The sequence below is a fragment of the Murimonas intestini genome (assembly GCF_024622195.1).
Taxonomy (GTDB): domain Bacteria; phylum Bacillota; class Clostridia; order Lachnospirales; family Lachnospiraceae; genus Murimonas; species Murimonas intestini.
This window is the reverse complement of sequence record NZ_JANKBI010000001.1, coordinates 42,200-55,895: the sequence shown is the minus strand read 5'-3', so window position 1 is coordinate 55,895 and position 13,696 is coordinate 42,200. Positions and strand designations below refer to the sequence as shown.

The 13,696-nt window shown below is 47.9% G+C and carries 15 protein-coding genes; all 15 read right to left on the bottom strand.

Annotated features, from left to right (window positions below; translation table 11 throughout):
* Positions 1 to 134: 134 nt before the first annotated feature.
* The gene (locus tag NSB28_RS00245) at positions 135 to 587 is read right to left on the bottom strand and encodes an NUDIX hydrolase (protein ID WP_109624752.1); all 453 of its coding nucleotides are present in this window, start codon (positions 585 to 587) and stop codon (positions 135 to 137) included.
* A gap of 74 nt (positions 588 to 661) precedes the next feature.
* Positions 662 to 2,023, bottom strand: coding sequence for a peptidoglycan D,D-transpeptidase FtsI family protein (locus NSB28_RS00240; protein ID WP_243134644.1), 1,362 nt, complete (start codon positions 2,021 to 2,023; stop codon positions 662 to 664).
* Positions 2,024 to 2,105: 82 nt separating this feature from the next.
* Positions 2,106 to 3,536: an FtsW/RodA/SpoVE family cell cycle protein gene (locus NSB28_RS00235; RefSeq protein ID WP_109624753.1), complete on the bottom strand. Its 1,431-nt coding sequence runs from the start codon at positions 3,534 to 3,536 to the stop codon at positions 2,106 to 2,108.
* An 8-nt stretch (positions 3,537 to 3,544) separates the two neighbouring features.
* A complete protein-coding gene (locus NSB28_RS00230; RefSeq protein WP_109624754.1) occupies positions 3,545 to 5,890 on the bottom strand; it encodes a U32 family peptidase in 2,346 nt (781 codons plus the stop codon).
* 50 nt (positions 5,891 to 5,940) lie between these two features.
* Complete coding sequence (locus tag NSB28_RS00225; protein ID WP_109624755.1) at positions 5,941 to 6,288, bottom strand: cell division protein ZapA; 348 nt, start codon at positions 6,286 to 6,288, stop codon at positions 5,941 to 5,943.
* Positions 6,289 to 6,362: 74 nt separating this feature from the next.
* Positions 6,363 to 7,373 carry a Holliday junction branch migration DNA helicase RuvB gene (gene ruvB, locus NSB28_RS00220; RefSeq protein WP_109624756.1) on the bottom strand — a complete coding sequence of 337 codons (1,011 nt, stop codon included), beginning with the start codon at positions 7,371 to 7,373 and terminating at the stop codon, positions 6,363 to 6,365.
* A 66-nt stretch (positions 7,374 to 7,439) separates the two neighbouring features.
* On the bottom strand, positions 7,440 to 8,060 hold the full coding sequence (ruvA, locus tag NSB28_RS00215; protein WP_109624757.1) for a Holliday junction branch migration protein RuvA: 621 nt from the start codon (positions 8,058 to 8,060) through the stop codon (positions 7,440 to 7,442).
* The gene (locus tag NSB28_RS00210; protein ID WP_109624758.1) at positions 8,057 to 8,551 is read right to left on the bottom strand and encodes a Gx transporter family protein; all 495 of its coding nucleotides are present in this window, start codon (positions 8,549 to 8,551) and stop codon (positions 8,057 to 8,059) included. Before NSB28_RS00210 ends, ruvA begins: the two co-directional genes overlap by 4 nt.
* Before the next feature lie 4 nt (positions 8,552 to 8,555).
* Positions 8,556 to 8,912, bottom strand: coding sequence for a NusG domain II-containing protein (locus NSB28_RS00205; RefSeq protein WP_109624759.1), 357 nt, complete (start codon positions 8,910 to 8,912; stop codon positions 8,556 to 8,558).
* On the bottom strand, positions 8,899 to 9,525 hold the full coding sequence (locus NSB28_RS00200; RefSeq protein ID WP_109624760.1) for a histidine phosphatase family protein: 627 nt from the start codon (positions 9,523 to 9,525) through the stop codon (positions 8,899 to 8,901). The genes NSB28_RS00205 and NSB28_RS00200 overlap by 14 nt, the downstream gene beginning before the upstream one ends.
* On the bottom strand, positions 9,518 to 9,910 hold the full coding sequence (locus NSB28_RS00195; protein ID WP_109624761.1) for a bifunctional adenosylcobinamide kinase/adenosylcobinamide-phosphate guanylyltransferase: 393 nt from the start codon (positions 9,908 to 9,910) through the stop codon (positions 9,518 to 9,520). The genes NSB28_RS00200 and NSB28_RS00195 overlap by 8 nt, the downstream gene beginning before the upstream one ends.
* A gap of 32 nt (positions 9,911 to 9,942) precedes the next feature.
* Positions 9,943 to 10,707, bottom strand: coding sequence for an adenosylcobinamide-GDP ribazoletransferase (locus tag NSB28_RS00190; protein WP_109624762.1), 765 nt, complete (start codon positions 10,705 to 10,707; stop codon positions 9,943 to 9,945).
* The gene (locus tag NSB28_RS00185; RefSeq protein ID WP_109624763.1) at positions 10,691 to 11,230 is read right to left on the bottom strand and encodes a bifunctional adenosylcobinamide kinase/adenosylcobinamide-phosphate guanylyltransferase; all 540 of its coding nucleotides are present in this window, start codon (positions 11,228 to 11,230) and stop codon (positions 10,691 to 10,693) included. Before NSB28_RS00185 ends, NSB28_RS00190 begins: the two co-directional genes overlap by 17 nt.
* A 12-nt stretch (positions 11,231 to 11,242) precedes the next feature.
* Positions 11,243 to 12,292, bottom strand: a complete 1,050-nt coding sequence (gene cobT, locus NSB28_RS00180) for a nicotinate-nucleotide--dimethylbenzimidazole phosphoribosyltransferase (RefSeq protein WP_109624764.1) — start codon at positions 12,290 to 12,292, stop codon at positions 11,243 to 11,245.
* 158 nt (positions 12,293 to 12,450) lie between these two features.
* The gene (locus NSB28_RS00175) at positions 12,451 to 13,650 is read right to left on the bottom strand and encodes a cation:proton antiporter (protein ID WP_109624765.1); all 1,200 of its coding nucleotides are present in this window, start codon (positions 13,648 to 13,650) and stop codon (positions 12,451 to 12,453) included.
* Positions 13,651 to 13,696: the final 46 nt, after the last annotated feature.

Here is a 13,696-nt window from a genome sequence, read left to right as displayed (position 1 = left end):
CCTTTTGTTTTATATTTTACCAAATTCTGTGAATTAATTCACCCTATTTCTTTAAATTTTTGAAATATTTAAGAAAGAAAGGTTACCATCCACAAAGAGAGGGGTGCTGCCTGTCTGACGGCAGCACCCCTCTCTTAAAAATATTTGTGATTTCCCCACAGATTCCGTTTCTTCAGATCCAGATATTCATTATAAGCCTTCTCAAGTATCGCCTTTTCATTTGAGAATTTCAAAAGATGATAAGCTTCATGAAACTTATAATAACCTGAATCCACAAAATATTCTTCACGTTGTGGCTTACTGTAATAACTGTCGGACATCATCAGATACCAGTGGACATCCTTGGCCACTGTATCCTCAGGCACATTAAAAGTATACTGGCTCTTTCCGATATACTTTATAATGGATGCCTTCACGCCGGTTTCTTCCAGCACTTCCCGGATTGCCGTATCCTTATACTCCTCGCCAGCTTCTACAGTCCCTTTCGGCAAAACCCAGCCTTCATATTTATTTTTGTAGCTTTTGTATAAAACCAGTATTTTACCACGAAATATTACCACACCGCCACAGCTCGTTGCCTCAATCATTGCAATCCCTCCTGTTATGCGTTGTGTCTTCCAGACTGGTTTTAGTATACCTCTTTTTTTATATTCATGCAACATTAATAATTGTATGAATAATAAGTGTCAAACAGGGCCTTTGCAATAGGCAGGGCCGCCGAGCTTCCTGAGCCGCCGTTTTCCGCTATAACACTTACCACTATATCAGGGTTGCTGACATTGGAAAATCCCACAAACCAGGAATGGGTTCCCTCATTTTCCCCGTCGATTTCATACTCGGCGGAACCTGTCTTTCCGGCAGCTGTATAGCCCTGTCCTGAAAGAGAGGTCGCTGTCCCCTCATTAACAGTATCCACCATATAGCCTGTAATTATTTCTGCTTCTTCAGCGCTCATCAGCTGTTTATAGCTGGAAGGCTTGCTCTGTTTTACCAGTTTTCCATCATATGTCTCTATGTGGTCTATAAAATACGGCCTCATCATATTTCCGCCGTTTGCCACGGTAGAGGTGATCATAGCCATATGCAGCGGGGAGACAAGAGTGTCACCCTGACCGATAGCAGTCATCATCTCTTCCCCGAAGGACGCATTCTTATCCAGCATGAAGCGGCTCTGGCTGGATTCCATATCTACCGGAAGACTTGTGTTAAAGAGGAAATCTTCGCACATGGAGATAAATTTCCCGTTATCAAGCTCCATACCAATATTGGCAAATGCACCGTTGCAGGAGTGATAGAATGCCTCCTGAAGACCCACAAGCCCGTGGACGCTGCCCCCATAACAGGTGATTGTAACATCCTCTTTTGAAATGCTTCCTGTACAGTTGTAGGAATAATTCTGATAATCCTGAGGATGTTCCCTCAGATAAGCCAGTGTGGTCAGGATCTTGAACGTGGAGCCAGGAGGATAGAGTCCCTGTGCCGCCCTGTTGAGCAGGGCACTGCTGCTCTCATCCGAGATAAGCGTATCCCAGTCCTCAGAAAGGGTATTTGGATCAAAATCTGGTTTTGAGACCATTGCAAGGATCCTGCCTGTGGACGGCTCCATAACAACAACCGCACCTCTGTAGGAACCAAGTGCATTGTACGCTGCCTGCTGCATCCTGGTATCCAGCGTAAGAACTACGCTGTCCCCTCTTACTTTGATATTCTGGGCCTCATTCTGCACCTGCTCCAGGATCGAGGCATGTGAAGTCAGCAGGTCATAATTGGAGGTAGACTCCACGCCTGCCCTCCCGTTGCTGGCATACCCCACCACATGGGCAAAAATATTGCTGTATGGGTAAAGACGTGTCTCATTCCCTTCAGAATCCACATTTGTGCCGGCCAGTATCTCCCCGTCAGATGAGAGGATGGAGCCTCTTATGATCATATCTTCTTTTGTGTCCTGCTTCGTATTATAGGAGTTTGTATTTATCTCGTCTGCTTTTATCACATTAAAATATACAAGATACCCTACCAGCATAAAAAACATACAGATAAAGATGTATGCCACGCGCACCAGCTCCCTGTTCCTGTTTTCCCGGGGAAGGGGCGCCCTGTCATCATCACTGCCTTTTGTAGGGGTCATATGGTCCGCCGTAGTATTCGTCTTCGTATCCTTCCGGCGGGTAGTCCTGGTAGTAACCGTCTTCGTAATATCCGTCGTAGTATCCTTCTTGATCTTCTTCAAAACGATCTTCCTCATCTTCCCTTAAAATATACAATCCCTGTATGATAGCGAACATCACCATAGTACTCACGACAGAGCTTCCGCCGTAGCTTACAAGCGGAAGGGTAACGCCTGTCATGGGGATGAATTTCATAGCTCCGCCGATAGTCAGGAATACCTGGACAGCATACATGCAGCCCAGTCCAAGAGCCACCAGCCGGTAATACTCGTCTGTAAGCCGCATGGCAATATTTACGATCATAATAAAGCAGCTCATACAGATCAATATCAGGCAGAGAGAAAATATTCCCCCCAGCTCCTCAGTGACTGCCGCAAACATGAAGTCCTGCTCAACGATCGGAATAGATTCAGGCGAACCCTGGAACAGCCCTGTTCCAAACCATCCGCCTGCACCTATGGCAAAAAGAGACTGGGCAATCTGGTATCCTCCGCCTTCATAGGACGCAAAGGGATCCCGCCAGACAGCAACCCTTGTCTTTACATGGCCAAACAGAAAATATGCCGCCACCGCAGCTACAGATCCGGCCCCCGCCCCTGCTCCCAGATACCAAAGTTTTCTTGTTGATACATAAAGCATGATCAGGTATGTGACAAAGAATATCAGCGCGCTTCCCAGGTCTGTGGATACCACAAGGATCAGGACGTGGACAGCTGCCACGGCCGTTGCGATCACCACATGCTTGAAATCTTTGGCTGCGGTCAGCAGCCCGGCCACAGCAAATACAAATATGATCTTGACAAATTCTGACGGCTGGAAAGAAAATCCGCCGAGAGATATACTCAGCTTTGCCCCTCCTGTAGTCTGGGCCAGCACAAGCACAACGCCCAGCATTCCGATACCCAGCACCACGTAGGCCCATGTGAGCTTTTTAAGAATGTGCATTTTCCGGATGATCACAGGTACAAACAGTGCGATCACTGTAGCTGCAGCCAGGATCTTGAACTGTTTGATTGACTGGTCCAGGGAGAGCCTTGTCAGCATGATAAAGCTGATTGAAGAGAGCATGCACATATTGTTGATGATCAGCTTTGATGCCCTCGGATAGAGATTCCTGAAAAGCACAAGCGTCGCAGCCAGATAGATGACCTGCGCTCCGTAAAAATAAAGAAGCTGCGATTCCTCCATCTGCAGGTAAAGTACCATAAAAGCCACGAAGTGAATGGCAAACATCAGCACATTCTGGCGCAGGAATAAAAACTCCTGTGCCTCTCCACGTTTCCTGAAAGCCACATAACTCTGCATAGTATAAATAGCTGCCAGCAAAATTAATAAATATTTTGATACCTCAATAATTAACGATACCACTTTTCCACCTATTCTACTCCTCTTTTGAAGTGCCCTTTCGTAAAATCTTGAAATGGATTGTGGGCCTTTTGGCCATAGTAAAAAGCCTTTATATATTCCTTCACAGTTAAAACTGTCTCCTGCCTGTCCTCAATTGTAAAGGACAGCCTGATACTCCCGGGATGCAGTTTCTTTATCTCCCCTGCATAGTCCAGCAGCACCAGCGGCGTACTGTTGTATATGATGTTATAACAGTAACGGCATTCTGCCGACACCGGGAAAGTTTTTCCCATCCTGTCTGTCAGCCTGCAAACTTTCTTAGCGCCCTGCTGCTTTAGGCATCTGCCGTTTGTCTTTAAAAGGCACTGGGCCGATACCATTACCGGCAGCCTGCCGTACACCAGGATCTCGCTGCCGGCACAGCCTCTCTGTGCCAGTTCTCTGGCATTGAGTTCTGCCGGAGCCGTGTCCCTGAAGATTCCCTTCTCCCGCCAGAACCTTCTGGCCTCACTGTTAAATGTGTACATATTGTGGTCCAGGATCATATCCTGTCCATACCCCATAGAAGCCAGCCAGCCATACTCTTCAAAAGCCGAGACAAGCACGCCGTCATAGCCCTCCAACTTTTCTGCCGCCCCTTCCGTTTTAAAGAGGTCCTGTGTATCCTGCCTGAATATCCTGGGCATCACATAATAGCATCTCTTTTTTGCTCTGCGGCATTTAGAAAGAATATGCTCATCCAGGGAATCCACATAGAATCCTGTTATTTCAGGAATATCCAGCAGCTCATCAAGAGCCTCATAGCTGCAAAGAGAGATCATCAGGTCCGGGCTTTTTATAATGTCATTTACAAAGCCCTGCCTGCCCTCATCATGCATATCCGACTTGTGGGCTGAGTGTCTGGCATAAGGCTTCAGAAGTTCAGTCTCAAGAAGTTCCATCCCTTCTCTTCTGAGGGCATTCAAATCCTGTACCGGTAGAAAGCAGCCTTCCTCCAGCTCAATATCTAATTTCCCGAATGTAAACGGAGAATCTCCTGTTTTTTCTGCCTGGCGCCGCACCTTTTCTTCTGTGAGGGGCTGGCTCTTAGCCTCCATCGCTATGCTGCCCTCTGCCCGGACACTGACAGTCCCGGCATTTAGTTCGAGTATAGCAGGAAATTTTTTTGAAATCATTAATTTCCCATTAATTTTTTCTTTCAATTCGGCCCTCAGATATTTCTCCTCCAGACGCTTCAGCAGCGCCTCATTTCTGACCCTTCTCAGTGTCTGCCCTGCTCTGAGTCCCTGCACGTTTTTTAGGGAAACAGTGAACTTTTCATTCTTTATATGGGCCCTGTCCAGTTTTAACTCAGGCGGCATGAGCGTGTCATTCAAATTTAAGTCCTCAAGAGCTGAAAAAACAGCCTTCCCTTTTTGTATCTGTATTACTTTTGCAGCCGGGGTCCCAAAATGGTTGGGCTGGTCCAGCGACATCATTTCCCTTCCATTTCTTGTCTTATAATAACCTTGTGAAAAACCGCCTCTGTTATAGAGGTCCATCAGCTGTATTCTGTCCTTTTCCTGCACCTTATAATCATTGGCGCCCTTATTCAGATACAGATCTATATATTTTCTGTAGATCTCCACCACACCTGCAGTGTACTCAGGCCTTTTCATACGCCCTTCGATTTTAAAGGAATAAACGCCGGCATCAGCCATCTCAGGTATCAGCTCCAGCGTACATATATCCTTTGGACTTAAAAAATACTTTTTATCCGTTCCCTCAAACTGGTACTGCAGCCTGCAAGGCTGGGCGCATCTCCCCCTGTTTCCGCTCCTGCCGCCGATCAGGCTGCTCATCAGACACTGTCCTGAGTAACAGTAGCAGAGGGCTCCATGGACAAAACTCTCTATCTCTATATCCGCAGCAGCTTTGATTCCTCTGATCTCCTTTAATGACACTTCCCTTGAGGTCACTACCCGCTTTACGCCCTCATCTTTCAGAAAGCGGCAGCCGTCAGGCCCTGTCAGGGTCATCTGGGTACTGGCGTGTATCTCCAGATCTGGAAAATATTCGCGTATAAGGGAGAGAGCCCCCACATCCTGTACGATGACGGCATCCAGCCCCCGCTCATAATATGGCTTCAGGTAGTCATAGAGCTCTTCAAGCTCTGTCTGCTTCAGCAGTGTGTTGACCGTCATATACAGCTTACGTCCGTGCAGATGGCAGTAATCGATGGCATCTGTCATTTTTGCCTGATCCAGATTATCTGCATAAGCCCGCGCCCCAAAACGCATACCGCCTATATAGACTGCATCCGCCCCGGCATTTACAGCCGCTTTCAGGCTCTCATATGATCCGGCAGGCGCCAGTAGTTCCAGTTTTTTGTCCATATCCAATCCCTTCAAGAAAGAAAAGGCTGCCTTGTCAGACAGCCCCCCTGTTATTTATTCTTCTTTTCTTCCAGCTCTTTTTCAAGAGTCTCCAGCTTGATCTGAAGATTAATAAGCTCATGTTTTAATTCATAGAGCTCCTTATCCTTGTCAGCCAGTTCCTCCTCCACCAGTTCTACCTGCCTCTTGGCCTTAAAATAATCGTCAGCAATATTGAGGGCCAGAAGAAGCCCCTTTGATTCCTTTGACTGACGGTTATATCCGTCCATTTTCTTAAATTCGGCTAATTTATTGTTAATATATGTAGCAACCTTCTGGAAATACTCTTCGCTTTCATATCCGCCCAAAGTCACGACTTTCCCTGCAATCAGGACTTCTGCTTTATTTTTGGATGACATATACAGTTCTCCCTTTCTTTTGTTTCTATTACTATTATAAACAAATTTTGTCGAATTACAACCTTTTATTTGATTCAGCCGGAAATTCCTCCGGGAGAACAGATGCCAAGATGATGATAAGCAAGTTCCGTGACCATCCTGCCTCTGGGTGTACGCAGGATAAAGCCGTTTTTGATCAGATATGGTTCATATACATCCTCCAGAGTACCGGAGTCTTCACCTATAGCTGCTGAGAGCGTATCAAGCCCTGCCGGGCCGCCTGCAAATTTATCGATCAGAGTTGTCAGTATGAGCCTGTCCGTCTGGTCCAGGCCATAGCGGTCCACCTCCAGCAGATCCAGCGCGAAAGAGGCTACGTCCTCTGTGATACGCCCGTCATACTTGACCTGCGCAAAATCCCTCACCCTTTTCAGAAGGCGGTTTGCCAGACGGGGCGTACCCCGGGAGCGCCTTGCCAGCTCCATAGCGCCCTTGTCTTCTATCTCCACCCCCAGCACCTTGGCAGAATGGATAATGATCACCTTCAATTCCTCTTCTGTATAAAACTCCAGATGATGTACTACTCCAAATCTGTCACGCAGAGGGGCTGTCAAAAGTCCGGCCCTGGTCGTTGCGCCTACAAGGGTAAATTTAGGCAGGTCCAGACGGATAGATCTGGCCGCCGCTCCTTTCCCGATCATGATATCAATACAATAATCTTCCATGGCCGGATAGAGCACTTCTTCCACCTGCCGGTTCAGCCTGTGTATCTCATCGACAAAAAGAACGTCTCCTTCCTGCAGGTTATTTAAAATAGCAGCCATCTCACCCGGTTTTTCTATAGCCGGACCTGATGTGATCTTCATGTTCACACCCATCTCATTAGCGATGATCCCTGCCAGTGTTGTCTTCCCTAATCCGGGAGGCCCGTAAAAAAGCACATGATCCAGGACATCCCCTCTCTGTTTTGCTGCTTCTATATAGATTTTCAAGTTGGCCTTGGCTTTTTCCTGGCCAATATATTCATTCAGAGTCTGCGGACGCAGACTCGGTTCAGTCTTTATATCTTCTTCAAGCTCTTCCGCTGTGATTATACGTCTTCCCATCTCTGCTCCTGCCTTCCCGGTCAATACTGTATCTGTTTATAAGGATCATTTCTTATAAGGATCATTTCATAGAAAGGACAGATGCTTAAGCGCAGCCTTTAAAATCTCTTCCACGTCCATTCCATCAGTCACTTCTGCCTGTCTGACCGCCCTCAGGGAGTCAGAATTTGAATATCCCAGTGCAGTCAGCGCCAGTACTGCCTCATTTTTAGCATCATCTGAAGGTGATGCCAAAGCTGCCTGATTTTCCTTTGTATTCGCAAGTTTTTTCTCAAATGCATCTTCCAGGCTCATCTTGTCCTTCAGCTCCAAAATCAGCTTCTGGGCAGTCTTGTTCCCTATGCCCGGTGCTCTTGAGATTGCCTTTACATCGTCCGCCAGAACTGCAAAACGCAGATCGTCTGATGAGAGTACAGACAGTATGCCCAGAGCTGCCTTGGGACCGATCCCGTTTACGTTCAGCAGCAGCCTGAAGGTTTCCAGATCGTCCTGTGTCAGAAAACCGTACAGCTGCATATCATCTTCTTTCACCTGAAGATGAGTGTATATTTTCACTTCATTTCCAGCGGAGGGCATCAGAGATGCATCCTTTGAAGTGACAGAAATCATGAATCCCACATCGTGGACATCCAGGATCAATTTTCCTTCTGATACTGCGGCGACTTCACCGCGCAAATAACCAATCATTTTTTACTTCCTTTCGGTAATCTCTTTATTATCTCCATACTCAGGATCCCTATCAGGAAACCTGTTATCACCCCTGCTATAAGCAGAAACGGGAAATAATACAACAGCCCCGCTTTCGGCAGCAACAGTCCTGCAGCCATCATCTGGCCGATATTGTGGAAAACTCCCCCCGCTATGCTCACCCCGGTCACGGAGAACCTTCCGCTCTTTTTAAGCAGTGCCATCACAGACAGACTCAGCAGAGCGCCTGCCAGACTGTAGAGGATTGCAAACATATTTCCAAACAGAAAGCCTGAAAGCAGAATACGCACTACAGACAGCAAAAGGGCAGTTGTACCTCCCCACATGTAGAGAGCTGCCACCACCACAATATTTGCCAGTCCCAGCTTTATGCCGGGAACCCCGAAAGAAAACGGGATCAGAGCTTCCACATAGCTGACGATCAGGGCTAGCGCTGTAAAAACCCCAAAATATACTGATTTTTTTCCCATGTTTCTACCCCGCTACAGCGTCAATGCCATCAGGATCCCTCTCGCCCTCTATCACTGCCACGACACGGTTCGGCAGGCATATGATGGACTCCTGGCTGCTGCTGATGGCCTTCTGGTCCATACACAGCTTATCGGGGCAGTCAGCATGGATCATTTTTGCCTCTCCGTCTTTTATCTGGATCACATTGGTACCATTGATATCGACCACCCGGTCTTCATCCAGCGGATATTCGCCAAACTCCTGTCCGTCCACCGTGATCACCACTATATTTCCCGGTTTTCTCAGCAGAAACAGCAGTATACCGGATACGAGGGCAATAGCCACAAGGACCCCTGCCAAAATCAGATCATTTCTCTTCATCGCACACCACCAGCGAGATATTCTGCAGATTCCTGCCCTCATCTGACAGCTCTGCCGCAGCCCTGACAAGGAAGCCTTCCCCGTTTGCCACATGCCATCCGTAAAAATCCCTCTCTGGAACACCATAACGTTCCATAACACTCATGATTGTGCCGCCATGAGCCACCACGGCAATACGTTTAAATCTCCCCGCAGCCTCCTTTATTATATGGCACAGAGCTCTACAGCACCGCTCCTGGAAGCCTTCCCGGGATTCTCCTCCCGGAAATGGCAGGGTTCCCTGGCTGTCCACCCAGGCCTGATAATCAGGATCTCCATCCAGTTCTTTATAATTTTTATTCTCAAAAGTTCCAAAATCACACTCTCTAAGCCCGTCTGCCAATACAGGCGCCATGTCCGGCCACAATATCCCTGCCGTCTCGACACAGCGTTTCAGAGGACTTGAATAGACGGCCTGCACAGGCCCCGGAGCCTTATTTTCAAGCAGCGCCCTCCCCTCTTCACAGAGCGGTTCATCTGTCCTGCCTATATAACGTCCTTTTTTATTTCCTTCCGTGATGGAATGACGCAGGAAAAGGATTTCCAGCTCTTCCATTCTGACCAGGTCACTCATTTTTAATCACCATTCCGATTCCGCAGACTACCCTGTCAACTCTTTTTGCAAAAGCTGCAAGCGCGCAGCAGATACGGCCTGTTTTCTCTCTGTACAGGCGTTCAAATTTATCTACAGGCACAACCCCGTATCCGAGTTCATTTGAAACTACAAGAATGTCCGGGTTCTGCCCTGTAAGCTTTTCTGCCAGGCCCAGAACTCCTTCTTCCCCCTCATTCTTCAGTACACGCCTGATGTATTCGTGGAAATGGTCGACAGCTGATGCCCCCAGAAGCTCTTCTTCCGTACATGAAGCCCCATCGGCAAATTCCTCTGCGGCCAGGCCGAATGTATTTGCTGCATATTCTTTTTTTCCCTGGCTCTCTCCTCCAATAACCAATATCATGTCTGTTCTCCTTCTTTCTGTCTAGAGCGTATTTACAGGATAAAAGATACGCATGTGACAGCCAGTGCCACAGCCAGCTCGCAGATCTGAAGGAAAAAGCCTGCCAGATCTCCCGTAATGCCTCCGAATTTTCTGTATGACATATGGCGGTAGTATGCAAATACAAGCAGGGCTGCAGCTGAGCCGGTGGCTCCATATGCAGGGCTGACCATGATCATGGCTGCTGCGGTCAGCAGGATATAGATGATCATTACTATCCTGACCGTCTTCTTTACAGCCATATCAGAAAATGTAGCCGCAAGCCCTGTATTTTTGGCAAGCCTGAAGCTTACAATGGCCAGACCGCTGAATGCCCTTGACAAAATGAAGCCCAGCGCTATGACCGGCAGAGTCCTGATTGTAATTTCTGAATATACCCCGAATGTCAGCACAAAATAACAGATCCCCACGATAATGGCAAACGCTCCCGCATGGGAATCCTTAAGTATTTCCAATTTCTGTTCCATTGGCTTATAGGAGCTGAGTGCATCGGCAGTGTCCAGCAGACCGTCCAGATGTATCCCGCCTGTGATCAATACAGGTATCAGCACCAGAACCGCCGTAAAGAGCGCATGCTCCCTCCCCCCCGGCGGCACTACACAGAAAAATGCTGCCAGAACCCCTCCGATCACCGCACCAATAAGAGGAAAAAAGCACATGGAATACTTCATATTCTCCTTGCTCCAGTCAGTCTTTGGCATTGGTATCTTTGAATACATTGAAAAAGCAATGAAAAAACTGCTAAGCAGACGCTTCATTCTTTTTTCCTCCTTTCATACAGACTGGAATTCCGTACACCACCTCTGTGACACCATCGGCCAGCCGGGCCATCTGCTGGTTTATATTTCCCAGATGCCCCATGTACTCCACCGTACTTTCATCATAAGCCATTCCGTCAGAAAAAATCTCATTTGTAACCACAACAAGATGGCGTACATCCTGCAGAAGGCGCCTTATACCAGCCATCACTGCCTCCTCAGTCTTTTCACCGGCGCCTCCTTGGGCGTACATCTCATTTGCAGCAAGATTGGACATACATTCCAAAAGGACGATATCGTCCTTTTTAAGCCGGACACTGTCAAGTCCTGTATAACATTCCACAGTTTCAAACTGCTTTCCTTCACGCATCTTCCTGTGACGTGCTATCCTTTTTGTACTCTCCTCATCAAAGCTCATCATAGTGGCAATATAGATCCTTCTGCCCTCTCCCAGGGACAGCACCAGATTCTCCGCATAAGCAGATTTTCCGCTGCCGCTCCCTCCTGTCACTACATAAAACATTTCCTTATTCTTCTAGGCCAGCGGCTTATACTCCTCCACATTGATATCCTGGAATGTACTCATGCCATTATAGACAGCGCATGCCAGATTCAAAAGAGGCATAAGCGCCACCGCGCCTGTCCCTTCACCGAGGCACATGTCACAATGCAGAGCCGCTTCAAGCTCCAGCTTCTCCAGGAGCATAGCTGCGGCCGGTTCTTTAGATACATGGGAGGCCAGCATATATTCCCTGGCTTTGGGACAGATCCGCACAGCGGCAAGAGCCGCAGCAGCCGAAATAAAGCCATCGATCACAACAGGAACTTTATGTACCGCGCCGCCCAGGAATACTCCTGCAAGCCCCGCCAGATCAAACCCGCCGACTTTGCTGAGTACATCGATGCCATCCTCAGGGTCGGGCCTGTTGATTTTTATGGCTCTGCTGATGGCATTGATCTTCCTGCCAAGCCCTTCTGTGGACAGTCCCGCGCCTCTTCCTGTAACATTCTCCACCGGAAGTCCTGTAAGGACCGACACTACAGCACTGCTTGTAGTTGTATTGCCAATTCCCATCTCTCCTGTGGCAATTATCTTATAGCCCTTTTCCTTCAGCTCACCGACCATTTCAATTCCTGTCATGATAGCTTTCTCAGCTTCTTCCCTTGTCATTGCCGGTCCCTTTGTCATATTCCTGGTGCCGTAGGCAATCTTTTTATTTATGATATTCGTATCTGCGGCAATCCCTATATCCACCGGGAAAATATCTGTGCCTGTCTCCCTGCACATGATACTGGCTGTTGCCTGCTCCTTTAAAAAATTTTCAGAGACAATGGCTGTCACTTCCTGTCCTGTCTGAGTAACACCCTCTTCCACAACACCATTGTCAGCACACATAACAACCAGTGCCTTCTTTTCCAATGAAATTGCACTGGTTCCTGTCATTCCCGCTATTTTAATGAGATAAGACTCTAATTTTCCAAGGCTGTTCAGGGGCTTGGCGATACTGTCCCACCGTCTTTTACATGCCTTTTTTGCCTCTTCGTCAGCTGCTGTCACTAAGCTTACCGCCTGCTCTACTGTCATCACTTTATCCTCCGTTTTAATAAAACCATTTGGCAACTGTTCACTGCCTTCACAGTTATACCAGTTACAACATTTGTTCTAATTATAGATGCTGTGCAAAAATGTGTCAAGATAAAAGGACAGCCAGGGGAGACTATTCATAACAGTTCAGCCCTCCACTATTCACCGTGTATACTCCCTGAACGGAGAATGGCAAATTTGGCGCAGGCAGGCCCGATCATCTCATATAACACAGAAGAAGAAAGGATAATCGTCAGAAGCTGTGTGCCCACCTGGGGCGGAAGGATCCTTTGGCCAAGAGCCGCCAGTCCGATGGACACCCCCGCCTGAGGTATCAGGCCAAGCCCCAGATAATTTCCCACTTTTTTGTCAAGATGCATGATACGGCAGGAAAACCAGGCTCCGGCATATTTACCGATTATCCTCACAAGAAAATATACAATTCCTACAAGCCCTGCTGTCTTCAGCGAGGCCACATCCAGCTTCATGCCCGACTCTATAAAAAACAGTGCCATAACAGGAGGAGTAAAATTATCCAGCTGGTGAAAAAGCTTTTTATCATTTGTCAGATTTACGTAGACTGCCCCAAACAGCATGCACGACATCAGCGGAGAGACGTCAACGAGAGCACACAGGCCGGAAATTCCCAGAAGGCCCGCGATCAGGAGGATAAGACGGCTGTCCTTGCTGCGTGCCGGCGTAATGATCCTGCTGAGCGCCCAGGCACAGGCGCCCCCCAGCAAAAGAGCCAGGACATTATACAGGGGCGGGAGCAGTACACCGCTCACAGTCAGAGTACCTTCAAAATCAGCAGTGACTACAGCTGAGACTGCACTGAAGGCAAGCAGGCAGACTGCGTCATCCAGCGCCACTACCTGCAGGAGTATACGTACAAACTCTCCTTTTGCATGATACTGCCTTATCGTCATGATAGTGCTGGCAGGCGCTGTGGCTGTAGCCACAGCCCCCAGAAGCAGCGCAAAATCAATGGATGTATGGAAGATCAGCCAGACCGACAGCGTCACAAGGATCCCTGCCATAAGGGCCTCCGCCAAAGTGACGAATATAACTGCCAATCCTGTCTGCCTCATCTTTTCCAGTTTGAAAAACTTTCCCACGCTGAAGGCAATACACGCCAGGGCAATATCGCTCACAAAATCCATGTGGTCCACAAGCCCTGACGGGATGAGCCCCAGAACACCGGGGCCTATCAGGACCCCCACAATGATATACCCAGTTACCTTGGGCAGCCGGAAAAGATTCGTCAGTCTGGTGAAGAGAAATCCTGCAATCAAAATAATGCATAATGCCAGAAGGATACCGGCTGTACCGTCCATTTGAATCTGTAACAGTGACATTCAAACACCCCCTTCTATGTACAGTGACATATCAGATATATAGTAC